The organism is Candidatus Phytoplasma rubi (genome assembly GCF_026821955.1).
Taxonomy (GTDB): domain Bacteria; phylum Bacillota_I; class Bacilli_A; order Acholeplasmatales; family Acholeplasmataceae; genus Phytoplasma; species Phytoplasma vitis.
The window spans coordinates 55,144-81,175 of the sequence record NZ_CP114006.1; the positions used below are offsets into that span (position 1 = coordinate 55,144).

The following is a 26,032-nucleotide window of genomic DNA, read 5'->3' on the forward strand; positions in this document are numbered from 1 at the left end:
TTATAAAAAAAACCGCTTAATTAGTGGTTTTTTATTTATATATCAAGTTAAAAAAATTAAGAATGAAAAAAATATATACTCTCGATTATGTATTTTTTTTATAAAAAAGAAACAAATTCTTTAGGATTTAATTTAAAAGTTTTTTTATTTTTTATAACATTTTTTTCGGCTTTCCCCACAGCAATCAAAATCATAGGAGTATAAAAATCAGGAATATCAAAAAGAGCATTTATTTTTGTAAAATCATATCCACCCATAAAACAAGAATTATATCCAAAATTTTGAAGAGTCAAAACAAAATTAAGAGAAACAATTCCACCTTCTAAAAAAATTTCATTTTGCAATCGATTAAAACTTATATTATCAAAATAATGCTTTATTTTATTCATTATAAGTTCTTTAGTTTCTTTAGTCATTTCTTTATTTAATACTTTTTGACTATAAATATATTCTCCTGAATTTTTTTTATTTAAATTTCCACATACCAAAACTATAGCAGAACTAGTTTCTAATTGAACCGAATTACCTTGAATAACTTTTTTTAATTTTTTTTTATTTTCTTTACTTTCGAAAACAAAAAAACGCCAAGGTTGTAAATTAAAAGAAGAAGGAGTATAACGAATATCATTAAAAATTTTTAACCATGTATCATAAGTTATTTTATGATTTTTTTGGAATATTCTAACTGTTTCAATACGCATAAAATATTTTCCTTTAAATATTTTTTTTATTATTTTGCTTAAAATATCAAATAATAAAAAATTAAATAAACAAAACAATTTAAATTAAAAAATCACTTAATTAAAACGCTTTTTAAAAAAAATAATTTCATCAATTTAATAAAATACAAAAATATTTTTATAATTGAGAAATTTATTTTTTTTCTATAATAATTTTATTTAACATTTGAATAAAATCATTAACAAACAATGTTTCTTGTTTGTTACTTTGATATTTTCTAAAAGTTAACAAATTACTTTTGATTTCTTGATTGCCTATAACTATTTGATAAGGAATTTTACTTTTTTGCGCTTCTTTTATTTTATAACTTAAACTTAATTCTTTATCATTTAACTTTACTCTGAAATTATTTTTAATTAATAAATTTTTAATTTTTTGAACGTGTTCTAAATGAAATTGATTATTCACAGGGATTAAAATAATTTGTATAGGAGCAAGCCATAAAGGGAAAACTCCTTTATTTTTTTCCATCAAATAAGAAATAAATCTTTCTAAAGTAGAAATAATAGCTCTATGAATTACAATAGGGGTAATTTTTTTATTATCAGAACCTACAAAACTTAAATTAAAATTTTGTGGCAATAAAAAATCTAATTGAATAGTTGATAAAGTTTCTTCATTTTTTAAAGCAGTTAAAACTTGAATATCTAATTTAGGACCGTAAAAAGCAGCATCTCCTTTAACTTCTTTAAAAGGAATTTTATTTTCTACTAATATTTCTCTTAAAATAGATTCTGATTTTTTCCATATTAAATCATTATCAAAATATTTATTTTTATTTAAAACATCTCTTGTGCTTAAATTAAAACTATATTCTGTAATATCAAAATCTTTATAAACTTCTAAAATAAAATTAATAATTTGAGTAATTTGTTCTTTAATTTGCTCTTCGTGAATAAAAATATGAGCATCATTCAAAGTCATTTCTCTTGTTCTTTGTAAACCAGAAACAGCTCCTGAATGTTCATAACGATGCATCATTCCTAATTCTGCAATTTTCCAAGGTAATTCTTTATAACTACGTAATTGTTTTTTAAAAATCATCATATGATGAGGACAATTCATAGGGCGTAAAACTAATTTTTCTTTATTAGTAAGATCCATTATAGGAAACATATTTTCTTTATAAAGTTCTAAATGACCAGATTGTTCATATAATTTAGTGTTAGCTAAAATAGGAGTATAAACATGTTGATAATCATAATTAAGCTCTTTATCAATAATATATCTTTCTATAATACGTCTGACAGTAGCCCCATTAGGTAACCAAAAAGGAAGTCCTAAACCTACTTCTGGTGATAACATGAAAAAATTTTGTTCTTTGTTAATATTTTTATGATCCCTTTGTTTTCTTTCTTTTAATAAATTTAAATGTTTTTTTAAATCTTTTTTATTAAAAAAAGAAATTCCATAAATTCTTGTTAAAGAAGGATTATTAACATCGCTTTTAAAATAAGAACCAGATATTGTTAATAATTTAAAATTTTTCATAATATTAGTATTAGTCAAAAGAACATTTTCTAAATGTAAATCTTCAAAATCTTGACAAGAATAAATATCAATTAAATCAATATCTTTATTTTTTTTTAATATTGATAGTTTATATTTATTGAAAGTAAATTTATCACATGCTTCTTTATGAGTTATTTGTTTTTTAATAATATCTAATTTTTCTTGAGAAATTTTTTGCATCATGTTTTCTATTGCAGATAAATCATTATGAGCAAAAACAATATCTTTAAAATCTACTTCGCAATAAAAACCTTCTTTATGACATGATATTTTAACTAAAAGAGAATCGGGATAAATTTTTTTAATAGCTTGTAATGTTAAAAAAGCCGTATTATAATTCAAAATTTTTAAACTTTCTGTATGTTTCGAAGTTATAATTTCTAAATCTCCATCAGTATATAATTTTGTTTTTAAATCGATTAGTTTTTTATTGAAATAAGCTGCTATTGGTTTTTGAGAAAAATTCATTTTATTTTTTTTTATAATTTCTAAAACATTAATTCCTCCCGAAAATGTTCTAGTTAAATCATTTTTAATTTTGATATTAATCATTTTAAATTTATAATTCCTTTTTTATTTTTATCTGAATAAGAGAAATTATATATAAAATTAATATTAAATAAAATAAAAAACAAATTTTTAATTAATTATTATATTTACTATTAATTTTAATATTTTTATTTTCCTAAACAAAAATTAGAAAATAATTCATTTAGTAATCCATCTGGAATATTTTTACCTAAAATATTATTTAAAGCGTCATAAGCTTCTTTTAAATTAATGGTATGGATATCTATAGGCATTTGATTTTCGATATCTAAAATAATATTCCTCAAAGATGTTAAAGCGATATTGATTTGTTGAATATGTCTAGCGTTAGATAAATAATTGAAATCTTTATCTTTAATTTGATCTAATTGAAAAATTTTTAAAATATTATTTTTTAAATCTTCAATGCCTTCTTGAGTATGATTAGAAATGGAAACCATTTCTTTTAAATTTGGCTCCAAATTAATTTTTGAAGGCAAATCAGATTTATTACCTATTATAATTCTAGGATATTTTTTAGTTAATTCAAGTAATATTTCATCATCTTTTTCTAAATAATTACTTTTATCTAACAATAATAAAACTAAATCTGATTTTTGTAAAAGTTGTTTAGTCTTTTCAACTCCTATTTTTTCTATTGGATCATTAGTTTCATGAACTCCTGCTGTATCGATTAAAAACAAAGAAACACCTTTAATATTTAAAAAGCCATCTACATAATCTCTGGTAGTTCCTGCGATATCAGACACAATCGCTCTTTTTTCTTTTAATAAAACATTTAATAAACTAGATTTGCCTACATTTGGTTTTCCAATAATTAAAGTTTGGATGCCGTTTTTTAAAAAACGATTTTTAAAATATAAATTTAAAATTTTTTCCATTTGAGTAATCAATTCTTGAACTTGAGGTAAAATAATTTCATTAGTCATTTGTTCAATATCTAAATATTCAGGATAATCAATATTAACTTCTATTTGCCCTATTATTTTCATAATTTTTTTATTTAAATTTTCTACCAATTGAGAATTTTTTTTATGCAAACCTAAATTAGATAATTTAACGATATTTTCGTTTTGAGCAAAAATTAAATCCATAATGGATTCTGCTTGAATCAAATCTATTTTATTATTTAAAAAAGCCCTTTTGCTAAATTCTCCTGGTTGAGCTAATCTAATATTTAAAGATAAAATTCTCTCTAATAACAACTGCGTTATTAAAATACCACCATGACCCTGAACTTCAACAACATCTTCACCAGTAAAAGAATGAGGTTTTTTAAAAACAGAAATTAAAACCTCATCTAAAATATTTTGATTTTGATCTAAAATAAAACCATAATGAATAGTATGCGAAGACGCTTTTAACAAATCAAAATTTTTTTTAGCACTTTTAAAAATTTTATTAATATTTTGTATGACTTCCGATCCACTAACCCTTATTACACTGATACTTCCGGTTCCTAAAGGAGTAGCGATAGCAGCGATATTATCATGATCAAACATAATCTTGATTTTTTACCTCATTTGAATCAACATAAATAAAATTATTTTGGATTATTTTCAAAATTAAATTTTTTAATAGATTCTTTTATTAATTGAATAATTCCATTTAATTGTTCGTTTGTTTTAAGAATAACTCCACAAGCTTTTTTATGACCACCACCACCAAATTGATGAGCGATATCACTTATTTCTGGGCCTTGAGTACGAATACTCAATTTAAAATTACCATTAGGTAATTCGAAAATAAATGCCCATACGGGATTATTTTCAACATAACTTAAAATATTTAAAATGGAAAAAGCTTGTTCAATATTTATCTTAAATTGTTGAATGGTTTGACTAGAAAATTTAAAATAAATTAAACCTTCTTCAGTAACACAATTATTGCATACATAGCCTTGAAATTTTAATAAATCTAAACTTTTAAAATTTATTTTTTGATCGATTTCAAAAACATCAAAACCATATTCTAATAAACTAGCTCCATATTTTAAAGTATTAGAATTGACTCTTGAGAAACGGAAATTACCTGTATCAGTGACTATACCTGTATATATAGGTAAAGCTCCTTTTTTAGTTAATTTTAAATTATGATATTCTTTAAAATGATAAATCATTTCTGAACAAGAAGCGAAATTACTATCGATCCATTCATATTCACCAATTTTTTCTATAAATAAATGATGATCAATTCTAATAATCATTTTTCCTAATTTATATCTATGATCGCTGATCACTGAATTTTGTCCACAATCGACAACAAATACTAAAGCTTCTTTATAAGTATCATCTGTTATTTTATCTTTGATACCTAAAAAGGATAATTTAGGCTCTTCTTCTCCAACAACATAAACTTTTTTATTGGGATAAGTGGTCATAATTATATCTTTTAAACCGAATTGAGAACCATAACAATCTCCATCAGGTTTTTTATGACCATGAATAATAATTGTATCATTCATTTCAATTTGTTTTTTAATAAATTTCATCTTAATATCATCCTTTTTGATAAAATTTTATAATTATTAATTGTTTGATTTTTAAAAAATTTTCATTGAATGAAAGAATGATATTTATTAAAATATCTTCATATCTAAATGATTTTTTTAATTTGTTAATGTTCTTTGAATAGCTTCATTTAATAATTCTTCAATTTTTTTTTCTTTATTGACATCTTTGGCATCAATCGTTAAAATGTCTATAAATAAATCTTCTATAATATTTCTAAAAAAATCTGAATTTTCAAAAATCGAAGTAGTAAAAAAATTGTTTCTTTTTGCATTCTTTAAAATAAAATTTTCAAAAAAATCTTTTCTTAATTTTTGTAATTCTGTCTCTTCATTTGATTTTGTTTTTTCTAGATTCTTATATATCTCATTAATTTTTTCTTTTTTTTTAGGAACTTGACGTGTAATATTAAAAAATTTATTTTCTTTTAAAAATTCTTTATAAACATCTTCAGAAGTTAAATATTTTAAAAAAAACCAAGAAGCTAACATTTCGTCTTCATTTTGAGAATAAAATAAATTAACATTTGAACCTTGTAAAATATTTTGATTTAAATTACTACTATCAAAAGTAGGTATATTTGTATAACCTAATTTAGGAATAAAATCATTTTTGATACATAAAGTTTCTAATCTTCTTGTTGATGTAATATAAAAAGCGATATTGTTGTTCATAAAAAGTTCAGGAATTTTATCTATTTCGCCAGTTAATTTTCCTAAAGTGAAATATTTTTCATCATATTTTTCTTTAAAATTTTTTAATAATTTTTTAACTTTAGGTTCTTTTAAAAATTTTTTAGTGTCTTTTTTTGTTATGGGGTAATTTATTCCTTTTTGTTTCGTAGAAATGATAAATAAATTAGATTCACTATCAATAACTATTGGTATAAAATCTTTTTTATTTAAATCTTTTAATTTTTTAGATACTTGATACATTTCATCCCATGTCAGTGAATCTTTTGTAATTTCGCCTTTATCATTTATTAATTGATCCAATTCCTTATTCTGACAAGATTCTTTTGCTTTTTTTAATAAATCTTTATTATAAAACATAATTTCTGTGGTTTTTAAAAAAGGTAAATAATAATTTTCTTCTTTATCTTCTATTTTGATCTTTTCAAAATAAAATTTTAAAAAATTATTTTGTTCTTTTTGAAATTTTTCATCTTTTTCTATAAAAATATTTAAAGGAAGCACTTTATTAGATTTGTGATAAAAGCCTACATGATCCGGATAAGAAACAACTAAATTAGGTTGTTTATCCACAGTTAAAGCGTTAGAAACATGTTTAAAAATTTGTCCCCAACTGCCTTTATTATCTGCTAAAACCTCGATACCAGGATAATCTTTTTCAAAGTCTTTAATAATTTTTTTTAATACTGCGGCTTCTTTATCATATAAATTATGCCAAAAAGTAATTTTAACCTTTTCTTTACGATTTTTAAAATCTTCTGGAGCTTCTTTTAATCGTCCTTCTTTTAATATAAAAGGTTTTTCTTTGAAATTGTTTTTGTTAGAAATAGCTATTATATTAAATATACAAGCAATAAGAAATAACAATAAAAAATAACCGAAAAGAAATAAAAAATTTTTAATTTTATCCCTTGATACCACTTTGATTTTCTCCTGAAACAATATATTTTCTAAAAAAAATAAAAATCAAAATTAAAGGTATGTTAATTAAAAAAGCCACCGCCATTTGAATATTTATATTTTCCCCTATTTCATTATCAAAAGTTTTTCTGGCCATATTAGTTAATAATTTAGCTCCCATTAATTCTGGCCAAGCATAAGCGTTCCAAATAGCCACTATTCTAAAAATAACAGTTACAATAATACTCGATTTCGTAATAGGAACTAATATTTTCCAAAGATACTTCCAATTACTAGCACCATCTATTTTAGAGCTATAATATAATTCTTTAGGAACATTATTAAAAGTTATTAATAAATGCAAAATATGAACGATATTAATTAAATAAGGAAAAATTAAAGCGTAATCCGTCCCAAACATAACTCTTGGACCTCTACCATAATCAACCCAACCTAAATTAGAAACAATTCTATAATTAATGATGGTTAATGTTTCACTTGTTGTCATTAAAGCTAAATATAATAACAATTTTATAACAGATTTATAATGAAAATGAAAAATATTACTTAAAGCATAAGCGGTCACAATAGAACAAAAAGTTCCTAATAAAGTAGATAAAAAAGTAACTCTCAAAGTATTCCAAAAATAAGGTATAAATTTAAATTGTCCTTGGAAAGCTTTTCCGTAATTTTCTAGAAAATTTAATCCGCTTTTAGGTAATGATAAGGCATTATTATCTTGAATAATTTCTAATGGTGTTTTCGTAGATGTAATGAACATCAAGTAAAAAGGTAAAATAAATAAAAAAGTAACTAAAAACAAAAATAAATATTTCAAAAGAGATAAAAAATCAATTTTTTTAATTTTCATTATTAAATTATGCCAAATATTTAATAAATGTTTTTTTATATTATTCATTATATTTTTATAACCTTTAAATTAATTTATTTTCTTTTTAGAAAAGATAAAACTTGTGATCGTAAATAAAATAGAAATCATAAATAATATAATCGCCGCTGTTGTTCCTTTAGTATAAGATTTAAAAGTCGAACTAGATAATTGATAATAAATATAGCCCACGATTGTTCTTATTTTATAATTATGATTATGTCCAAATAAACCTACAACAGATTCATATTCTTTAAAAACAGCTAACATCTCTATAATAAATTGATAAAAAATAACAGATTTAATTAAAGGCAAAGTGATTTTAGTAAAAATACGCCATCTAGAAGCTCCGTCAATTTTAGCAGCAGCATAATATGATTTATCAATGTCTTGTAAAGCTAAAATAAAAACAAAAATTTTAAACGATAGTCTATTCCAAATATTATATAAAATTAAAACAAACATTTTGTGATTATAAGGTGCGGTTCTATTAATCCATTCATGGTTATAACCAAAACCTAATTTTCCTATAAATGTATTGAATAAACCATTGGGTTTATTAGAACTAATGCCAAAATTATAATAAAAGAAAATACCAAAAATCATTCCCATAACTACATTATTAGAAATTAAAGGCAAGAAAAAAAAAGTTTTAAAAGTATTTTTAAAAAAATAATTTTTAACATTATTTAAAGCTAAGGCGATCATTAAAGCAATAAAAATAGAAATCGGAACTACTACAATAATTAATATTAAAGTATTTTTCAAAGCGTAAAGAAATTCTGTATCTTGAAAAACTTTTTGATAATTAATAAAACTGATAGGAAAATCACAAGTATCACTAAATTTATTATAATGAGTAAAAGAAATAATGAAAACTTTAACTAAAGGATAAAAAGTAAAAATAGTCAAAATAATCAAAGCAGGAGTTAAATAAAACCAATGATTATTTTTTTTCTTATTGATAATATTGAACATTTAATAAATCCTATTACCGCTTTTTTTATCAAAAATAAAAAATCTATTTTCAACAATATTGAAACGAAATTTTTTTTTATAAACATAAGATAAATCTAATAATTTCTGTTTATAAGTAGGAATAATAATTTGAAAGGTTTTATGAACTGAATGAGGATGTTTGGCTAATAAAAATAATTCTCTGCCAATATTTTCTAAAACTATGCCTTCTACTTCAAAAAGACCATTATTTTCTATAGTATATCCTTCTGGTCTGATCGCAACATGAACTTCTTGATTAAGATTATGAAATCGAGAATGAGTTAAAAGAACTGTCTCGCCTATCATTAATTTTTTATCTTTAATTTGTCCGTTAAAAATAGAAATATGTGGAACGCCTAAAAAAGATGCTACAAATAAATTAACGGGGTCTTCATAAATTTTTTTCGGAATATCTTTTTGTTGAATCACACCTTTATTCATGACATAAATTTTATCACTAATAGACATCGCTTCTTCTTGGTCATGAGTTACAAAAATAGCTGTAATTTTTGTTTTTTTTTGAATTCTTCTAATTTCTTCTCTCATTTTTAAACGAAGTCGGGTATCTAAATTAGATAAAGGCTCATCTAATAATAAAATTTTCGGATTTTTAATTAAAGCTCTAGCTAATGAGACTCTTTGTTGTTGCCCTCCAGAAAGTTCCGAAGGTTTTTTATCTAAATATTCTTCAATAGAAGCTAAAATAGAAATTCTTTTAACTTCTTTTTCAATTTGTTCCTCTGAAAATTTTAAATTTTGTAAAGGAAAAATAATATTTTGAAGCACAGTCATATGCGGATATAATGCATAATTTTGAAAAACTAAACCAATGTCTCTTTTTTCAGGAGGAAGATCGGTAACATCTTTATCATCAAAAAAAATTTTACCTTCAGTAACTTTGGATAATCCGGCAATCATATAAAGAATAGTGGACTTGCCACATCCTGAAGGTCCTAAAAGACTTACTAACTCACCAGTAGGAATTTCTAAATTAATTTTGTCAACGGCGTAAGATTTTTTTTTATTTTGTTTATTTATAAAAACTTTAGAAATGTTATTTAATATTATTCCCATAATTAAAATCCTCTAATAATTTTTTATTATTTTAAAAAAAAGCTTTTTTAGAAGTTCTAGGAAAAGCTATAACGTCTCTAATATTATCTAAACCAGTTAAATAAAGTAATAATCTTTCGAATCCTATTCCGAAACCTGAATGTATGCAACCGCCAAAACGACGTAAATCTAAATACCATTCCAATTCCGTTTGAGAAATATTAAATTTATGCATCTTATCTTTTAAAACTTCTAAATTTTCTTCTCTTTGAGAACCACCTATTAATTCTCCAATTTTAGGAACTAATAAATCCATAGCTGCCACAGTTTTGTTATCTGGATTATTTTTCATATAAAAAGCTTTGATCTCAATAGGCCAATCGATAACAAAAACAGGTTCATCAAAAAAATTAGTTAAAAATCTTTCATGTTCTGTAAATAAATCTGAACCATAAAAAAGTTTATTTTCGAATTCAATGTTACTTTTTGATAAAATTTCAATTGCTTCAGCATATTTAATTTTTTTAAATTCTTTTAAATTAGCTATTTTTTCTAATCTTTGAATTAAATTTTTTTCGACATTTTGTTCTAAAAATAAAAAATCTTCTTTATTTTTTTCTAAACAATTTTTAATAATATATTTAAGCATTTTTTGAGCTATTTGCATATTTTTTTTTAAATCACAAAAAGCCATTTCTGGTTCGATCATCCAAAATTCTGATATATGTTTGGAAGTATTCGAATTTTCAGCTCTAAAAGTAGGACCAAAAGTATAAATCTTTTTAAAAGCTAAAGCCATCGCTTCGCCTTCTAATTGGCCGGTAACAGTTAAAAAAGTTGGTTTTTCAAAAAAATCTTGTTTAAAATCAACCTTTTTATCTTTATCTAAAGGTACTTTATTTAAATCTAAAGTAGTTACTTGGAATAATTCTCCTGCGCCTTCGCCATCACTTGTAGTAATAATAGGGGTATGTGCCCAAATAAACCCTTCTTTTTGAAAAAAATCATGAATAACCATACTAGCTGTATTTCTAATTCTGAAAATAGTTCCGAAAAGTTTCGTTCTAAATCTTAAATGCGCTACTTGACGTAAAAAAACTTTAGAATGTTTTTTAGATTGAATAGGATAAGAACCATGATTCTTACCTAAAATAATTATTTTATCAGCTAATAATTCAAAAGGTTGAGCTGCATTAGAATTAAGAACTAAATTACCTTCTAAATATAAAGAAACTCCTACTTGTAATTTATCTTTGATTTCTAAAAAATAATTTTCTTGAACGTTTTTATAAACTACTTGTAATTCTTTGACAAAAGTACCATCACTTAAATCACAAAAAAATAAATTTTTTTGAAAACGACAATTTTTAATCCATCCATTAATAAAAATTTTTTTATTTACATTTGAAATGTAATTGTTATAAAGATATTTAACAGAACACATTATTTCCCTCTTGAATAAATTTTTATTTTTTTTAAATTACATCTTTTTTTGAAATTTAAATCAATAAATTTTCTATTTTAAGATATTTTAAAAAAATAATAAATTAAAAAAATAAAATTTATTTAAAAATTTAAATTTTTTTACAATAAAATAATTATTTTTAAGAATTAATATTTTTTGAATTAGATAGTATTATTATATCAATATTTATAATATTTTAAATAAATTTTAATCTTCATTAATTTTAATTTTATTTTATTTAAAAATAAAAATATTGTATATTAAAAAGATATTAATATAAAATATTTGTTTAATTGTTTACAGAAATAAAGAAAATTATATTTGTCCTAAACTTTTTAATAATGAAAGTAAAATTGTAGATATTACAAAACATCTTCTAGAAAACAAAAATATAAAGCTTGTTATAAAGCTATTTTTAATTTTTTAAATTAAAATTAAGGTTATTTAGTTAACTTTATAATAAAGATAACAAACTTTTTTAAGAAGTTAAAGATATAAAAATAACTAAAAAAATAGTTAAAATATTTATTAAAAAATTACGTTATAATTAATCTAAATATTTAAAACAAAATGTATATTAAGAAAAAAAATAAAAAAATTTAAATATTTTATTTCATCTTAATTATAAACTTAAAGACAGAAGGTACAAACAATTGAAAATCAAATTAAAAAAATTTAAAAACAAATTAATAATTTAATAAAAAAATTGTTATTTTTCGAAAAATGTATTACAATATCATTACAATATCAGCATGTAAAAAATTCAATAATTTTAATATGTTTTAAATATATAAAGAAAATAAATAAAGAGAAAAAAAGAAAAACAAAAAATAAAATATTCTATAGAAAAATGCCTAGATGTTGCTGATTTTTTACAATTAATTGATGAATTTAAAGATAAATATAAAAAAATAAATTACCTCTAATTAAGGGTTATATTGGTCTAAAATCAAAAAGATCAATTATGTATTACTATTCAAAAAAATGATAAGCAAATAGAAATAATGTAATTACCATAATCATCTAAATACAGATATAGAGGTAATAAAATAAAGAAAAAGTATTATTATTCAAAGTAAGTTAAAAAGTAAGTTAATTTATAAATTAACTCGTCAATTAGAAATTATTCATTGGTTATTTATAGAAGATAAAGATATTAAAAACGAAAATTGGAAAAAAAATATAAAAGTTATAAAATCAGGCTCAAAAATAGGTATTTTAACAAGTAATGGATCCCATATATACTACTAAGTAAAAAAACATATAAAAATTAACATCCTTTAAAATCTTTTAAAAAATAATTTGTAATTTGTTGGTTATTTTTAAATATTTTAATAATTGGCTATTTATTAATTGTTTTTAATTTCTTAAAAATTATTTTTTCAACACTATTTCAAAAAAAGAAAAAAATTGACAACTTATGAAAATTCTTTATTATTGTAATTTTTTCAATAAAAATAAAAAAAATGATAAAAAATAGATTGTTTTTTATCATTTTTTTTGGTGTCATTTAATAGTTTAGAAGAAATAATATTTTTTTAAAAAATTTAAATTTTAGCATTTTGGATTATAATAAAAATCAAAAAAATAATTAGTCATTAAAAATGAATTAAAAAAATATTTACATTTTTTTAAAACATTACGAAAATAAAAAATATTAAATTATCTAGATGAAAAAAATCGAATATATAGATGAATTATAACTTCAAAATGATAAAAAAATCAAAATTATTTATTGTTTTTATTACAATGGCGGAAAAAGAATCTATTTTAAAAGTTATTATAATCATATAAATTTACAAAATATAAAAATCACTAGAAAAACGAAGAAGAAATTATTATATCCAAAAATGGTTGAAACATAAAAAACTTTTAAAATTTGATTTATTATTTATAAAAAATAAATAAGTTAGCGAATTTATTTTACATTTACCATTATATTTGTTATAATATTTAAGAAATTGAAAAATATAATTCTATCTTATAAAATATAATTTTTTAAAAAAATTTATGAAATTATTTTAATTTTTTAGTAAAAATAGTAAAAAATAATACAAAAGAATAATATTTAAATTCAAAAAATAATAATAAATTATTTATTGAATTTAAATATATGATTCTGTTTATTTAATAATATAAAGTTTGAATTTTTTAAACTGTAATAAAAAATATTAATAAGTACTTTATATATTTAAGAAAGGGAATAATTAAAAAAATGAATAAAATTTCATTAAGAAAAATAATTATAATTTCCTTTCTTATATCCATTTCTTTAATTATGGAGTTTATAATAACTAAACCAATTTTTGGTCATAATTGTCAAAACTCTTTAATAAAATTAGAATTATTACCACTTTTATTAATAGGGTTTTTTTTTGGTTTTAAATATAGTATTTTTTCTAACTTGTTATTTGTTCTTATACATATTATTTTAGAAAGTTCACATATTTTTCAGGGATATAATTTATTACAAGAAATAAATCATGATAAAACACTAATAATAGGCATTTTATTATTTTTATTTATAATTCCTTATATTGTTTGTTCTTTAACAGGTTTGTTTCGATCAAGCAATTCTAATAATTTATGCAAAAATAAAGATATTGTAAATAGTTTTTTATTAATCACAGTTATTCAAATTATTTCTTATGCTGTATTTAGTTTTGTATTTTATCCCAAAATAAATTCTAATCATATTTTAGAACATATTTTTCATGATCATGATGACAGGGGAAATATAGCTATTTTTTTATATTTTTTTGTTTCTATTATAATAACTAATTTAATTATTAGTATTTGTATTTTTTTTATAAAAAAATTTGTTAAAGAAAATGAAATTTTTTATTTTAATCTATAAATTTTATTAATTTGTAAATTATTATATGAAATTATTTACTATTTTTAAATAATTTATTATAGGTGAATAAGCTAAAGGAATTTGATATAAGTTTTCTTCAAAAATTTTATAATTAATACTTTTCATTTTAGAATTTTGGATATAATTATTCAAAAAATCAATTTGAAGATAAAAATATTTATTTTTAATTTTAAAATGAATAATAAAAAAAGCGATGCCATTAAATTTTTCTATAAGTTGTAATTTTTGTATTTGATGTTGATGAGGGTATATTAAATAAAGAAAAATTAGTTTTATTATTAGTTTCTTTAACATCAAAACATAAATATTTACCACGATAAAGTCCTTGATAATCAGGTAAAAAGATTTCGAATGATAATAAACTTCAATAATTTTAGCTCTTTGTCTAGAAGAATAATCAACTTTAATGACTTTTATCAGTATTTCTTTTTTATAAATTAAAGCAATTTTTTTATCTTGATAAAAAAGATTAGTTAAATTAATATCTTTTTCTAAATTACTACCTAAATTTGCTTTATTTATGTTTTTTTTCTGAAAAGGATATTTTAGCATTTTTATATTTTACTTTCTCTATATTTTTTTAAAATATTGTCAGTTTTTTATTCATAACAAATAATAATATTTTATATTATAAAAAATTTTTTATTAGGAGTTTTATTGCATATGCAAGAAATTGGTTTTTCTGTATTAGGAGGAATAGGCGAAAATGGAAAAAATTTATATTTATTAAGAATTGATTCCTCTTATTTTGTTTTAGACTCAGGATTAAAATATCCTAATATTTCTATGAGCGGAATAGATTCTATAATTCCTGAGTATACCGCTTTAGAAAAAATAAAAAAAAAAATTAAAGGTGTTTTTGTAACTTCCGCTTTTGAAACTCATTCTGGTTCTCTTCCTTATTTAATTGAATATTTACAAGCTCCTATTTATGCTTCTGATTTTGTTATAAATATTCTAAAATCTAATTTAGAAAATCATAAAAATTTAGATGTATCAAAATTAGATTTTGAAACAGTAAATGAAAATTCTGAAATTAATTTCATAGATACAAAAGTAAATTTTTTCGGAGTAGCTGATTTTTTACCAGAAACTTTAGGTTTATCTTTTGAAACATCTGAAGGTTATCTAGTATATATTAGTGAAATGCACTTTTTACAATCTAAAAATCCAAAATTTCAAACTAATTTTTTAGCTTTATCTAAATTAAATTCTAAAAAAGTTCTAGCATTAATGATCGCTTCTCAAGGAGCTTTCCATATTACAAAACAAAACAAAAGCGAAGTTTTAGAATATTCTCTAAGTAGTTATTTTGCAAGTATCCAAAATAATATTATTATTTCTTTTTTAATTCCAGATTTACTAAAAATTCAATTAATTATTGATATCGCAGTAGAATTTAATTTAAAAATAGCTTTATTAGGAAGAAAAAATGAAAAAATTGTAGATATTGCTATTCAAAAAGGATATTTAAAAATTCCTAGTGGTTTTTTAGTAAATTTAAAAGGAATGCAAGATTATTTAAAATATAAAAATTTAGTAGTAATTATAGTCGGAAAACGTTTTGAACCTCTTTATCGCTTACAAAGAATGTCCAAACAAACAGATCGATTAATGGTATTAAATCCTAAAGATAAAATTTTATTATTATCGATTGAAATAACTGGTATTGATAAAATTCAAACTAAAACCCTAGATTCTTTAGCTCGTAATGGTTTTGTCGTTGACTTATTAGTAAAAGATTTATTAACAGCTTCTTATAATTATGAAGAAAATTTTAAGTTAATTTTACATTTATTAAAACCTAAATATCTTTTACCAATTGCAGGAGAATATCGTCACCAATACCAAATGAAAAAAATTGCTAAAAATTTTGATTTTCCTGAAAATAAAATTTTTATGCTTGAAAATTCTGATAATTGGACTTGTAATTTTAAAAATACTCCTTATATTAATAAAAATTTTTTTAACAAATTAGGAGAATTTTTAATTGATGGTACACCAGTATTAGAAGGCAACGATTACATTATAAAGGATCGTGAATTATTAGCTAACGATGGTGTTATTATAATAGCTTGTAATTTAGATTTAAGATTTAAAAAAAATGTAGGTAATAATATAGAATTAATTCATAAAGGTTTTTTAGATAAAATGAAAATTACTTCATTAGTATCAGAATTAAAATTTTTTTTCTCTAAATTAATTGAAGATTTTTTAACAAAAAATAAACAAACCAAATGGAGTGATTTTAAAAATTATTTAAAAGAAGAATTATCAAAATTAATTTTTAAAAAAACACAAAAAAAACCAATTATCATACCTATTTTAATAACTATCAATTCATAAATTTAAAACCAAAACTAATAAAATTTACAAAGGAAATAAACAAATGGATTTATTAAATAAAAATCCTAAATTAGAAAATTTTGATATATTTTTTTACGCTCTAGGAGGCCTAGGCGAAGTCGGAAAAAATATGTATATTTTAGAAATCGAACAAAAAATATTTATCATTGATTCAGGTATTTCTTTTTTTGGAGATTCTTTTTTAGGTATTAATTATGTTATTCCTAATTATGAATATTTATTGCAAAACGAACATAGAATTGTCGGTCTTTTTATTACACATGGTCACGAAGATCATATTGGCGGTATTCCTTTTTTATTAAAAAAAATTAAAATTAATAATATATTTGTTTCTGGTATAGCATTCAATTTAATTGAATCCAAATTAATTGAACATAAATTACATAAATATATACGCATCATGACAAAATACAATAATGATTCTAAATTTAAATTCGGAAATACAGAAATTTCTTTCATAAGAATGAATCACTCTATTCCTGATACTTTTGGTATAGTATTTAATAATAAAGATAGAATTATTTTTTATACAGGAGATTTTAAAATTGATAATACACCTGTTGGACCTTTAGCAGAATATGGAAAACTTCTCGAATTAAATAAAAAAAATATTTTATGTCTTTTGTCTGATTCTACAAATGCACAAAATAAAGAAAGTATTCCTTCAGAAAATGAAATAAGAAAAACTATTGATCAACTATTTTATAAAATCAAAGGAAGAATTATAATCGTTACTTTTGCTTCTAATTTTTATCGTATCAAACAAATTATTGAAGCTAGTATTTTAACAAAAAGAAAAATTGCTATTTTTGGACGTAGTATGGAAAAAGCTGTTGAAAACGGAATTAAAAATGGTTATTTAAATATTCCAAAAGATACAATTGTAAATGGAAATAATATAGAAAAATATCACAATATCACCTTAATTTGTACTGGATCACAAGGAGAACCATTGGCCGCTCTTAGCAGAATGGCACATGGAATTCATAGACAAATTAGATTATTTAAAAAAGATACGGTTATTTTCTCTTCTTCTCCAATACCTGGCAATCAAGATAGTATAAATAAAGTTTTAGATTTACTTTTTAAAATGGATGTAGATGTTATTATTCATGGAGACGTTGTTAATACTCATACTTCAGGACATGCGAGCCAAAACGATTTAAAATTATTATTAAATTTAGTTAAACCTAAATTTTTTATTCCTGTACACGGATCGTATATAATGTTAATGGCTCATAAAAAATTAGCTATTGATTGCGGTATTAAATCTGAAAATATTTTTATTTTAGATAATGGAGATGTAGTTGGCATAAATGAGCAATCTGTTAAAAAATTAGATAATCAAATTGTAGCAAATAATATTTTCATTGATGAATCAGGAACAGACGATCTTAGTAATTGTGTATTAAAAGAAAGAAAAATTTTGAGCGAAGAGGGTTTATTTTCTATTATCGCAAGTATTAATTTAAAATATAATAAAATATTAAATTTACCAATTATTTTTTCACGTGGTTTTATTTACATGAAAAGCAACAAAGAATTAATGAAAAAATTTTCTTTTGAAATTAAAAAAATAATAGAAGATTATTTATATAAAAATGACAAAATAAATAAAAATCAATTAAAGAAGATTATTGTTGATTTTATAACTCCTAAAATTTATGACTTAACTTTGAGAAACCCAATTATAATTCCTATTATTTTAACAATATAAAAAATATAAAATTACTTTTATTTTATATTTAAAATAATTTATATATTTTTATATAATATTAATATATTGATTTATTTTTTAGAAAAATAAAATGAAAAGAGTTTATATTTTTGATTATGGATTTTAAGGAAAGATATAATAAGTTAAAAAAACCTATTTTCTTAAATAGTTTTAATATTGAAATTCAGAATAGATATATTCCACAAAAAAATAAAAATAAAAAAAGAGAATGGTTTTTTGAAAATTTTCAATTTAATTTTGAAAATAAAGATTATTATTTATCAGAAGTAATAATTAAATTTGATCATATTGATGAAGATAATCCAGAGTTTTTTTTGCAACCAGAACAAATCATTCATATTATTAAAAGTAAATTAGAAATGGAAGAATCTTCTGGAAATAAATACATTTTAACAGTTTATAAATTTCGACAAGCAGCAGAAAAATAAAAAATTTTTAGTTTTCTGCTTTAATTTTTAATTCATATTGTAAACTATCTTATTTATAGATGGTTTTCTTTTTTTATTAAAAAAATTTAATATTATAAAAAATTGATGAAAATAAGTGAAAAAATGCCAGAATTACCAGAAGTAGAAATTACAATTTGTAATTTAAGAAAAAAAATAATTGATTCTCGAATAGAAAAAATAGAAATTTTTCATCAACCTTCATTACAAAGTATTCATAATTTGGATAATCTCGAACAAAAAACTTTTTTAGATATTCAAAGAAAAGGTAAATTTTTATTATTTTTTTTAAGCTCTGATTGGGTTTTAGTAGGACATTTTCGGATGGAGGGCAAGATATATATTCATACTTTAGAAGAATGTAAGACAATTCACAAATATGAAAATTTTCGAATATTTTTAAATAATAATAAAATTTTCCGATATTATGATTTTAGAAAATTTGGTCGTTTTTATTTATACAAAAAAGAAACATATTTAGAAGAAAGCGGATTAAATCAATTAGCTCAAGATCCGTTTTCAATAGAAGCTTTAACTCTTTTTAACAAAATTCATAAAAAGAAAACAGTGATTAAAAAAATTTTATTAGATCAAAGAGTAATATCGGGAATTGGTAATATTTACGCTAGTGAAATTTTATTTTTGGCTAAAATTCATCCTGAAACAAAAACAGATTCTTTAACTTTAAAACAAGTAGAAATCATTATCTCAATAGCACAAAAAATATTAAAAAATGCAATTTCTTATGGCGGCACTTCTATTAGTAGTTTTGAAGCTTTAGGGGTTAAAGGTTCTTATCAAAACCAACTTTTAGTTTATAAAAAAGATAAAGAAAATTGTTCTTTATGCAAAAATAAAATTAACAAAATAAAAATAGGCGGAAGAAGTTCTTATTTTTGTTCTCGATGCCAAAAACACAATTAACAACTATTATAAATAAAAAGAGGTGTTTTTTTGTTTACATTACAAAAATTTAATATCAAAAACAATTATACTTTGAATAATGAGGAACAAAAAATTTTATATTTACTTTATCAACCTTTAATAGGTTTAGGGGCTTTAAGCCTTTATAATACTTTTTATTTTTTAAATCAAAATTATAAATCAAAATTTAATTATAATCATCAATTTTTATTTGATTTATTAAATATTGATGAAGATACTTTTATCCAATATAAAGAAAAACTTGAAGTAATTAATTTATTACAAACTTTTGAAAATAAAGAAAAAGAAAAACTTTATTTTTTAAAATCTCCTTTAAATTATATTAATTTTTTTCAAGACCCAATTTTAAATCAATATTTATTAAGCGAAATAGGAGAAGAACTTTATTCGCAATTACATAATTTTTTTGCTAGTGACGGAGAACAAAAAATATTAGAAAATTACGAAAATATAAGTAAAAATTTTTCAGATATTTATTGTTTTCAAAAAATAAATTTACCAAAAACAATTAATAATTTTCAACATTTGAAAAATAACAAATCCTCCTCTTCATTACAAAAATATTTTAATTATGAAATTTTTATTGAAAAATTACCACAACGTTTCAAAAAACCTTTTTTATTAGAATGGAAAAGTATTGAATATATTACGAAATTAAGTTTTGTTTATGGTTTAAAACCTGAAGAAATGGCATCTTTATATCAAAAAACTTTTATTAATAAAAATAATGAAAATATAGATTTAAATGATTTAAAAATAATTTTAACTAGAAAATATTTTAAAAAAATAACATTAACTAATGTTCCTAGTATAAATGAAGAAAATGAAATGATTCTTTACTTAAAAAATACAGAACCAAATAGAATTATAAAAAATTTTGCTACAAGTGCTCATATTTATTCTGATTTAATTGATATAGTTTTTAAATTAATAGAACAAACAAATACCGATATTGGAGTTATTAATGCTTTACTTATGTATGTTTTAAAAATAAAAAAAAATACAAATAAAAACTTTATTCCTACTTTTAATTATTTTAAAACTATTTTAAATTCATGGTCTAAAAAAGGAATTATTTCGGCAGAAACAGCCTATGATTTTTTAATGGAAGATAATAAATTTCAAAATACACAAACCTATAAACAAAATCGTCCTAAATGGTTAGATGAAGTAGAAAAAGAATTAGGTTTGGATGATTAAAAAGGTGTTTAAATATAATGTCTACTTTCGAAAAATTAGATTTTCAAAAAATTAAAGCATTCGTTACACAACATGAAGAAACTAAAAATTTAAAAATAAATGATGAAGATGTTATCACAGTTTATAATTATTTACAAAACAAAGATCAAAAAAATTATTTTGGTTATCAAATGATTTTAAAAACAAAACCTTATATTTCAATTATTTATAAAGAAACTTCCAAATCTAAACAAATTAATTTAGAAAATAATTTATACCAAAAAAATATTTTATTTCATCAAAATTTAAATTTAAATAATATTGAATTAAAAAATTTTGAAACACAAAATTTTCCAAATAAAGAAAAAGCTTTGATGCAAATAAAAAATATAATGAAAAATTTCTATAATATCAAAAAAGGATGTTATTTTCACGGAAAATTTGGTACAGGGAAAACTTTTCTTCTTAAAAGTTTAGCTAAAAATTTAATTAAAAAAAATATTCCTGTATTATTTATTTTTATGCCGGATTTAACAAGACAATTTAAAAATACTTGGAATAATAGTGATATTTTAGAAAGTAAATTTAATTATTTAAAAAATATTCCTTGTTTAATTTTAGATGATTTTGGTTCTGAAAATATGAATATTTTTTTTAGAGATGATATTTTTTTACCTCTTTTATATTATCGTTATGAACATAATTTACCAATTTTTTTTAGTAGTAATTTTGATGAAAAAGAATTACAAAATTATTTTAATTATAATAAAGATTTTCATAATGATATCAAAACTTTGAAAATAATCAGGATTATTAAGCAATTAACTGACTTTTATAATTTTGATTCTTATTAAAATAAAAAAAACTTATTTAATTTTTGAGGGCAAAAGATACAATATAATGATATAATTTAGCCAATTGTTATTCTTGCAATGATAATATGAAATAACATAAAAGGAGAAATTCCAATGATTTTCTGGACGAAAGAACAAGATAATTGTAACAGTCATGAAAACGGATTAAGACGAATTAACTAGTCAAGAAATTATTTCAAGATTAAGATAAAAAGATAAGGTGTAAATATCTCATCGTTAAAAGTACTTATTTATTTAAAAATTCGAGATAAAGTTAATGATACTCTAAGGCTGGAAATTTTAAAGAGATATGGCAAAATTATTCTTTAAATTATTATAATAAACAGTATTTTAATTTACAATTTAAGCGATTTTCAAACAAAATTTAGACATCTCATTGAGAAGAATATAATATTGTTTAAAGTGAACCAAAATTATTAAGGAATATTATAGACAAAAATTTGAGAATCATAAAAATAACTTAATTAAAATCAAGTTAAAATTAACAGGTATAAAAGCTATAAAGCATTTGTGTAATAGAAGATAAAAAAGAAGATAAAAAAATTTTCTTCAATAATTTTTGGTAAATAATTTATGTTTTTTTAGAATAGCGATATCTAAAATAAATAAAAAAGAATTTAAAAAGTTTTTTATATAAGAAAATAAAATACTAAATTTTAATTTTTATTTTCAAGAACTTAAAATTTGTTTTTTTTATGTAATAATTTTAATTGTTAATAAATTATTATCAATATAAGATAAAATAAAAAAATAAATGATAAAATTTTTTAAATTAAAATATAAAATAAAAATAATTATAACTATTTCTATTCTTTTTATTTATTTAGTATTGCATTTATTTTTCCTTTTAGAAAACTTCTTTGTCAAATAAAGAATAGACAAAATTCGATTAGCGATAAATTCCCTATTTTTATAGTAAATAAAACTGTTGGTAATAACGAAGATAAATTTCTTTTATCATATAATATTGCTAATTTTAATAAAAAAAATATGAATATTTAATTAATATTGAACATGAAGTAAAAATTAAACTAAATAGAATAGATATTTTAGTTCCTTTATTTTTAAAATTAATATCTTTTTATGATACTACTAAATTTGTTTTTATTGAATTAAAAACATATTTTAATCTAGGTATTCCAAAATAATTTGGTTATTTTAAAATTAAAGTTTTCGCTTGGTCTTTAATGGTTTGAGATAATTTAAAAGTGATTACTGTTTTCGCAGGGATTTTTAGTTTTTTCCTTGTTTTAGGGTTTCTACCGATGTAGGCTTTTCGAGTTTTTAATTTAAATTTACCAATTTGAGGTGATAAAACTACTTCTTCGTTTGATTTGATTCTCTTTCGATTAGAGCATTCCTCAAATGAGTTGTAAAACTCTTCGGTTTTTGTTATTTAGGTTTTGTTGGCCTCAGTTATTTTTTTGATTAATTCTTTTTGGTTTTCATCAATACTTTTTTTAACTTTTTCATTAATTTTTTGTTGGTTATTCATTTAAATGTGGGGGTTTTTATTGAAATTCACTTTCGTAAATTTCTTTTAATTTTTCTTCAGTTAATTGATATTCTTTTTCTTTTTGTTTGTTTAATTCCTCAAATTCATTTCTAACTTCATACATGAAATAGCTAAATTTTTTATCTATTTCATAAAGAAATTCTTTTAAATGATAAGATATTTTGATAGAATGCTATTAATAAATATTATTAAAATAATTAGGAGAATTTATGAATTTGCTTAATTTTCAAATATTTTGCCTTATTTTTGTTTTTATTATAAATTTAATATTTCCTTTAATAAGATTTTTAATAGAAAAACAAAGGAATAAAAATAGAATTAAAAAAGTTAATTTAAAAAAGAGATTAATCATTAATTATATTTTTTCTATAATTTTTATGTTTTTTTGTTTCTATATAATTTTATTGTTCCCTCATAAAATAATAAATACAGCAAATAAAATAGATTCTCAAATAAATAATTTTATAATTTCTGAAAGATATTTTAAAACTAATTTTCATCCTCAAAATTTAATAAACCAAAAAGAATTACAAAAAATAAATAAATCAAATCAATATTTTTCAGGCGTTAGTGATTTTATGAAATAGAAGAACAAATTATTAAAAACTTCAATATTACCTTACACGACAAGGGATTTATTTATGATGTTCAAAAAAATTAAATAATTTTAAAAAACATTGATACTTTTTTAAATCAAAAAGTTTATTTTGCAAAAAGTTATATAAAAATAAAATCTGGTATTTATTTATATCGCGATGAAATAATTATTGTTTTTAGATATTATTTCGAATTAAAAAAAATTAATAATTCTTATTAAATTCATATTTGGATAGAAACTTCTTAGTATTTATTAATAAAATCTTTTAAATATAAAATAAGTTATGAACAAAAGAAAAATTCCATAAAAAAAGAAAAAATTATAAATTTAATTATTTTTTTAACAATATATTTGATAAAGTATTTTTTAATTAATGTCAAAAATTATTTTTTCTTGGGATTGAATTCATTCTTTTATTTATTCTCTTTATTTTTTTATTTTAATTTTAGTTTTTTGACTTCATCTTTGATTGGTTTTGACATTTTAAAACTAACAACCGTTTTTGCAGGGTATTTTTATTTTTTTGCCTGTTTGAGGGTTTCTGCTGATGTAGGCTTTTCTTAATTTTAATTTAAATTTACCAATTTGAGGTGATAAAACCACTTCTTCATTAGAAGTAATGGCTTCGATTAAAGTCTTTTCGAATATATTATAAAATTTTTCTGTTTTTGAAATTGAGGTTTGTTTGGCCTCAGCTATTTTTTTGATTAATTCTTTTTTAGTTATAGTTATTTTTCTCCTTTATTTGGTTTTTGAGTTGTTTTATTTTGTCTTTGTAATCTTGGACTTCTGCTGTTCGTTTTCGTGCTTGCGTTTTATAATCTTTGGATGCTACTGAAAACATTTGTCCTAATGCTTGTTTTTTTGTTTTTATTGTGTATTTTTTTCTTTTGTTCTGAATTGTTTGAGCTTCTGTTGGAAATTTTGTGATATTTTTATTAACATTTGTGATTATGCTTCGTATTATTTTATTTTTGCTTCTAATTCTTTTATTTGTTTTTCAATGTCTTTTTTCATTTTTTTTCCTTTTATTAATCAAAATAGATTTTTACTTAAAATTTAATGATGTGAAACAATGGTGAAAATTTTAATTCTATTTATAATTTTTAATAATGATTTCTTGATTGATGTTTTTATTGGTGAGATGATGGTTGGTTGTTGTTTTTGTTTTAATGATGTTACATTTTGAAAATAAATTAAGAATTGGCGTTGTTTCATAATTGGTATATAACCATTTGACACCCCGTTTGATTGATTGGTGTAATTCCAAGGCTAATTGTTGATAGGATCTCATTAAAAGAAAATTGTCTTGTTGACTATTGGCGATAATTTGACGAAAATTAACACAATATAAAACATGTTTTTTCTTTTGGAAGTGATGTTGGCAGGCGATTAATTCTTTTAAATTGATTATGGGAGTTTTTTGTTTGGGTTTGTAACCAAAATTTGTTTTTAAATTATTTTGCTTATCATAACAAGTAATGCCGCGAAAAGCATATTTATTTAAAACATAAAAGATAGCTGACCTGGTTAATTTTTTTCTTTTTTTTGAATTTTGATTATATTGATGTAGTAAAGTCTTAAAAGCTTGTTTTTGGTTCTTTTGGTTGTGATATTGGTAAATATAATTTTCCATGGCTTTAAACTTATTAACGAAATGATGGGGATTTTGGAAACTTTGTTTCCACATAGTGATTAATTGGTTATCATTATCGTTTAAAATCGTTTTTGATGGTTGTAAGTAAAAATAAAGAACGTCACTTCCTAAAAAAGATTCATAGTAAGTATTAAATTTTTTAGGTAAATGATAAATAATTTGGTGAACTGTTCCGTTGTTTCATACAACTTTTTATTTTAAAATTGTTCTTTAAGACTAAAAATTAATAGATAATTTACTATCTTTTCAAACTAAAGAAATATTGTTTTCATTCAAAAAAGTGTCTAAACTTTTTTCATAAGGCAGTGTTTCATCGAAATGAGACAACTGAAAAAAGTTAAAATTTTAAAACAAAATGATTTTTATAGCTTGTAAATTAATCGTAACATAAAAAAATAATATATCAAGTTAAATTTACAAAGTTTTTTATTTTTTTTAAAAATTTAATTAAACAAAGAAAAAAAGAAAAAGAAAAGAATCAAAAGAAAAAGAAAAAAAGAAAACATATATTATAATTTTTAAA

Annotated in this window: 21 protein-coding genes and 1 pseudogene; 8 read left to right on the forward strand and 14 right to left on the reverse strand. The window is 20.9% G+C overall.

Annotated features, from left to right (window positions below; genetic code table 11):
* Nucleotides 1-98: 98 nt before the first annotated feature.
* The 9 genes from RS022_RS00245 to asnS all read right to left on the reverse strand — a co-directional run bounded on the left by RS022_RS00245 (nt 99) and on the right by asnS (nt 11,289).
* Complete coding sequence (locus RS022_RS00245) at nt 99-701, reverse strand: nitroreductase family protein (RefSeq protein WP_268849923.1); 603 nt, start codon at nt 699-701, stop codon at nt 99-101.
* 172 nt (nt 702-873) lie between these two features.
* A complete protein-coding gene (gene thrS / locus RS022_RS00250; RefSeq protein WP_268849924.1) occupies nt 874-2,805 on the reverse strand; it encodes a threonine--tRNA ligase in 1,932 nt (643 codons plus the stop codon).
* 125 nt (nt 2,806-2,930) lie between these two features.
* Nucleotides 2,931-4,304, reverse strand: a complete 1,374-nt coding sequence (gene mnmE / locus RS022_RS00255) for a tRNA uridine-5-carboxymethylaminomethyl(34) synthesis GTPase MnmE (protein WP_268849925.1) — start codon at nt 4,302-4,304, stop codon at nt 2,931-2,933.
* Nucleotides 4,305-4,345: 41 nt separating this feature from the next.
* Complete coding sequence (locus RS022_RS00260; RefSeq protein ID WP_268849926.1) at nt 4,346-5,293, reverse strand: DHH family phosphoesterase; 948 nt, start codon at nt 5,291-5,293, stop codon at nt 4,346-4,348.
* 117 nt (nt 5,294-5,410) lie between these two features.
* Nucleotides 5,411-6,925: an extracellular solute-binding protein gene (locus tag RS022_RS00265; protein WP_268849927.1), complete on the reverse strand. Its 1,515-nt coding sequence runs from the start codon at nt 6,923-6,925 to the stop codon at nt 5,411-5,413.
* Complete coding sequence (locus RS022_RS00270; protein ID WP_268849928.1) at nt 6,909-7,823, reverse strand: carbohydrate ABC transporter permease; 915 nt, start codon at nt 7,821-7,823, stop codon at nt 6,909-6,911. The genes RS022_RS00265 and RS022_RS00270 overlap by 17 nt, the downstream gene beginning before the upstream one ends.
* Nucleotides 7,824-7,844: 21 nt before the next feature.
* Complete coding sequence (locus tag RS022_RS00275; RefSeq protein WP_268849929.1) at nt 7,845-8,771, reverse strand: carbohydrate ABC transporter permease; 927 nt, start codon at nt 8,769-8,771, stop codon at nt 7,845-7,847.
* Entirely contained in the window at nt 8,772-9,866 is a 1,095-nt protein-coding gene (locus tag RS022_RS00280; protein ID WP_268849930.1) for an ABC transporter ATP-binding protein, read from the reverse strand.
* Nucleotides 9,867-9,897: 31 nt separating this feature from the next.
* A complete protein-coding gene (asnS, locus tag RS022_RS00285; protein ID WP_268849931.1) occupies nt 9,898-11,289 on the reverse strand; it encodes an asparagine--tRNA ligase in 1,392 nt (463 codons plus the stop codon).
* Between the two features lie 2,236 nt (nt 11,290-13,525).
* Between asnS and RS022_RS00290 the strand changes: the two genes are divergently transcribed.
* Nucleotides 13,526-14,167, forward strand: coding sequence for a hypothetical protein (locus tag RS022_RS00290; RefSeq protein WP_268849932.1), 642 nt, complete (start codon nt 13,526-13,528; stop codon nt 14,165-14,167).
* 21 nt (nt 14,168-14,188) lie between these two features.
* Here RS022_RS00290 and RS022_RS00295 read toward each other — a convergent pair whose 3' ends face one another.
* A complete protein-coding gene (locus RS022_RS00295; protein WP_268849933.1) occupies nt 14,189-14,740 on the reverse strand; it encodes a Holliday junction resolvase RecU in 552 nt (183 codons plus the stop codon).
* Nucleotides 14,741-14,851: 111 nt separating this feature from the next.
* Here RS022_RS00295 and RS022_RS00300 point away from each other — a divergent pair, with 111 nt between their 5' ends.
* From RS022_RS00300 to RS022_RS00325, 6 genes are all read left to right on the forward strand, one after another.
* On the forward strand, nt 14,852-16,534 hold the full coding sequence (locus RS022_RS00300; RefSeq protein WP_268849934.1) for a ribonuclease J: 1,683 nt from the start codon (nt 14,852-14,854) through the stop codon (nt 16,532-16,534).
* 43 nt (nt 16,535-16,577) lie between these two features.
* Nucleotides 16,578-18,272: a ribonuclease J gene (locus RS022_RS00305; protein ID WP_268849935.1), complete on the forward strand. Its 1,695-nt coding sequence runs from the start codon at nt 16,578-16,580 to the stop codon at nt 18,270-18,272.
* Nucleotides 18,273-18,388: 116 nt separating this feature from the next.
* Nucleotides 18,389-18,721 carry a hypothetical protein gene (locus RS022_RS00310; RefSeq protein WP_268849936.1) on the forward strand — a complete coding sequence of 111 codons (333 nt, stop codon included), beginning with the start codon at nt 18,389-18,391 and terminating at the stop codon, nt 18,719-18,721.
* A 105-nt stretch (nt 18,722-18,826) separates the two neighbouring features.
* Complete coding sequence (mutM, locus tag RS022_RS00315) at nt 18,827-19,663, forward strand: DNA-formamidopyrimidine glycosylase (RefSeq protein WP_268849937.1); 837 nt, start codon at nt 18,827-18,829, stop codon at nt 19,661-19,663.
* Nucleotides 19,664-19,693: 30 nt separating this feature from the next.
* On the forward strand, nt 19,694-20,884 hold the full coding sequence (locus RS022_RS00320) for a DnaD domain protein (RefSeq protein ID WP_268849938.1): 1,191 nt from the start codon (nt 19,694-19,696) through the stop codon (nt 20,882-20,884).
* A gap of 17 nt (nt 20,885-20,901) precedes the next feature.
* Nucleotides 20,902-21,717, forward strand: coding sequence for an ATP-binding protein (locus tag RS022_RS00325; protein WP_268849939.1), 816 nt, complete (start codon nt 20,902-20,904; stop codon nt 21,715-21,717).
* Between the two features lie 1,174 nt (nt 21,718-22,891).
* Here RS022_RS00325 and RS022_RS00330 read toward each other — a convergent pair.
* On the reverse strand, nt 22,892-23,134 hold the full coding sequence (locus tag RS022_RS00330) for an HU family DNA-binding protein (protein ID WP_268850220.1): 243 nt from the start codon (nt 23,132-23,134) through the stop codon (nt 22,892-22,894).
* 329 nt (nt 23,135-23,463) lie between these two features.
* On the opposite strand from RS022_RS00330, the gene RS022_RS00335 reads away from it, so the two are divergent.
* Nucleotides 23,464-23,841 carry a hypothetical protein gene (locus RS022_RS00335; RefSeq protein ID WP_268849940.1) on the forward strand — a complete coding sequence of 126 codons (378 nt, stop codon included), beginning with the start codon at nt 23,464-23,466 and terminating at the stop codon, nt 23,839-23,841.
* Nucleotides 23,842-24,286: 445 nt separating this feature from the next.
* On the opposite strand, the pseudogene RS022_RS00340 reads toward RS022_RS00335, so the two are convergent.
* From RS022_RS00340 to RS022_RS00350, 3 genes and pseudogenes are all read right to left on the reverse strand, one after another.
* A pseudogene (locus RS022_RS00340) lies at nt 24,287-24,578 on the reverse strand (HU family DNA-binding protein).
* Nucleotides 24,571-24,696, reverse strand: coding sequence for a hypothetical protein (locus RS022_RS00345; RefSeq protein ID WP_268849941.1), 126 nt, complete (start codon nt 24,694-24,696; stop codon nt 24,571-24,573). Before RS022_RS00345 ends, RS022_RS00340 begins: the two are co-directional and overlap by 8 nt.
* A 249-nt stretch (nt 24,697-24,945) precedes the next feature.
* A complete protein-coding gene (locus RS022_RS00350) occupies nt 24,946-25,542 on the reverse strand; it encodes a DNA adenine methylase (RefSeq protein WP_334199454.1) in 597 nt (198 codons plus the stop codon).
* Nucleotides 25,543-26,032: the final 490 nt, after the last annotated feature.

Excerpts from the sequence above, each read along its gene's own strand:
- RS022_RS00245 (WP_268849923.1), bottom strand. The coding sequence starts at position 701 with ATGCGTATTGAAACAGTTAGAATATTCCAAAAAAATCATAAAATAACT.
- thrS (WP_268849924.1), bottom strand. The coding sequence starts at position 2,805 with ATGATTAATATCAAAATTAAAAATGATTTAACTAGAACATTTTCGGGA.
- mnmE (WP_268849925.1), bottom strand. The coding sequence starts at position 4,304 with ATGTTTGATCATGATAATATCGCTGCTATCGCTACTCCTTTAGGAACC.
- RS022_RS00260 (WP_268849926.1), bottom strand. The coding sequence starts at position 5,293 with ATGAAATTTATTAAAAAACAAATTGAAATGAATGATACAATTATTATT.
- RS022_RS00270 (WP_268849928.1), bottom strand. The coding sequence starts at position 7,823 with ATGAATAATATAAAAAAACATTTATTAAATATTTGGCATAATTTAATA.
- RS022_RS00275 (WP_268849929.1), bottom strand. The coding sequence starts at position 8,771 with ATGTTCAATATTATCAATAAGAAAAAAAATAATCATTGGTTTTATTTA.
- RS022_RS00280 (WP_268849930.1), bottom strand. The coding sequence starts at position 9,866 with ATGGGAATAATATTAAATAACATTTCTAAAGTTTTTATAAATAAACAA.
- asnS (WP_268849931.1), bottom strand. The coding sequence starts at position 11,289 with ATGTGTTCTGTTAAATATCTTTATAACAATTACATTTCAAATGTAAAT.
- RS022_RS00290 (WP_268849932.1), top strand. The coding sequence starts at position 13,526 with ATGAATAAAATTTCATTAAGAAAAATAATTATAATTTCCTTTCTTATA.
- RS022_RS00295 (WP_268849933.1), bottom strand. The coding sequence starts at position 14,740 with ATGCTAAAATATCCTTTTCAGAAAAAAAACATAAATAAAGCAAATTTA.
- RS022_RS00300 (WP_268849934.1), top strand. The coding sequence starts at position 14,852 with ATGCAAGAAATTGGTTTTTCTGTATTAGGAGGAATAGGCGAAAATGGA.
- RS022_RS00305 (WP_268849935.1), top strand. The coding sequence starts at position 16,578 with ATGGATTTATTAAATAAAAATCCTAAATTAGAAAATTTTGATATATTT.
- RS022_RS00310 (WP_268849936.1), top strand. The coding sequence starts at position 18,389 with ATGGATTTTAAGGAAAGATATAATAAGTTAAAAAAACCTATTTTCTTA.
- mutM (WP_268849937.1), top strand. The coding sequence starts at position 18,827 with ATGAAAATAAGTGAAAAAATGCCAGAATTACCAGAAGTAGAAATTACA.
- RS022_RS00325 (WP_268849939.1), top strand. The coding sequence starts at position 20,902 with ATGTCTACTTTCGAAAAATTAGATTTTCAAAAAATTAAAGCATTCGTT.
- RS022_RS00335 (WP_268849940.1), top strand. The coding sequence starts at position 23,464 with ATGAATTTGCTTAATTTTCAAATATTTTGCCTTATTTTTGTTTTTATT.
- RS022_RS00345 (WP_268849941.1), bottom strand. The coding sequence starts at position 24,696 with ATGTTTTCAGTAGCATCCAAAGATTATAAAACGCAAGCACGAAAACGA.
- RS022_RS00350 (WP_334199454.1), bottom strand. The coding sequence starts at position 25,542 with ATGTGGAAACAAAGTTTCCAAAATCCCCATCATTTCGTTAATAAGTTT.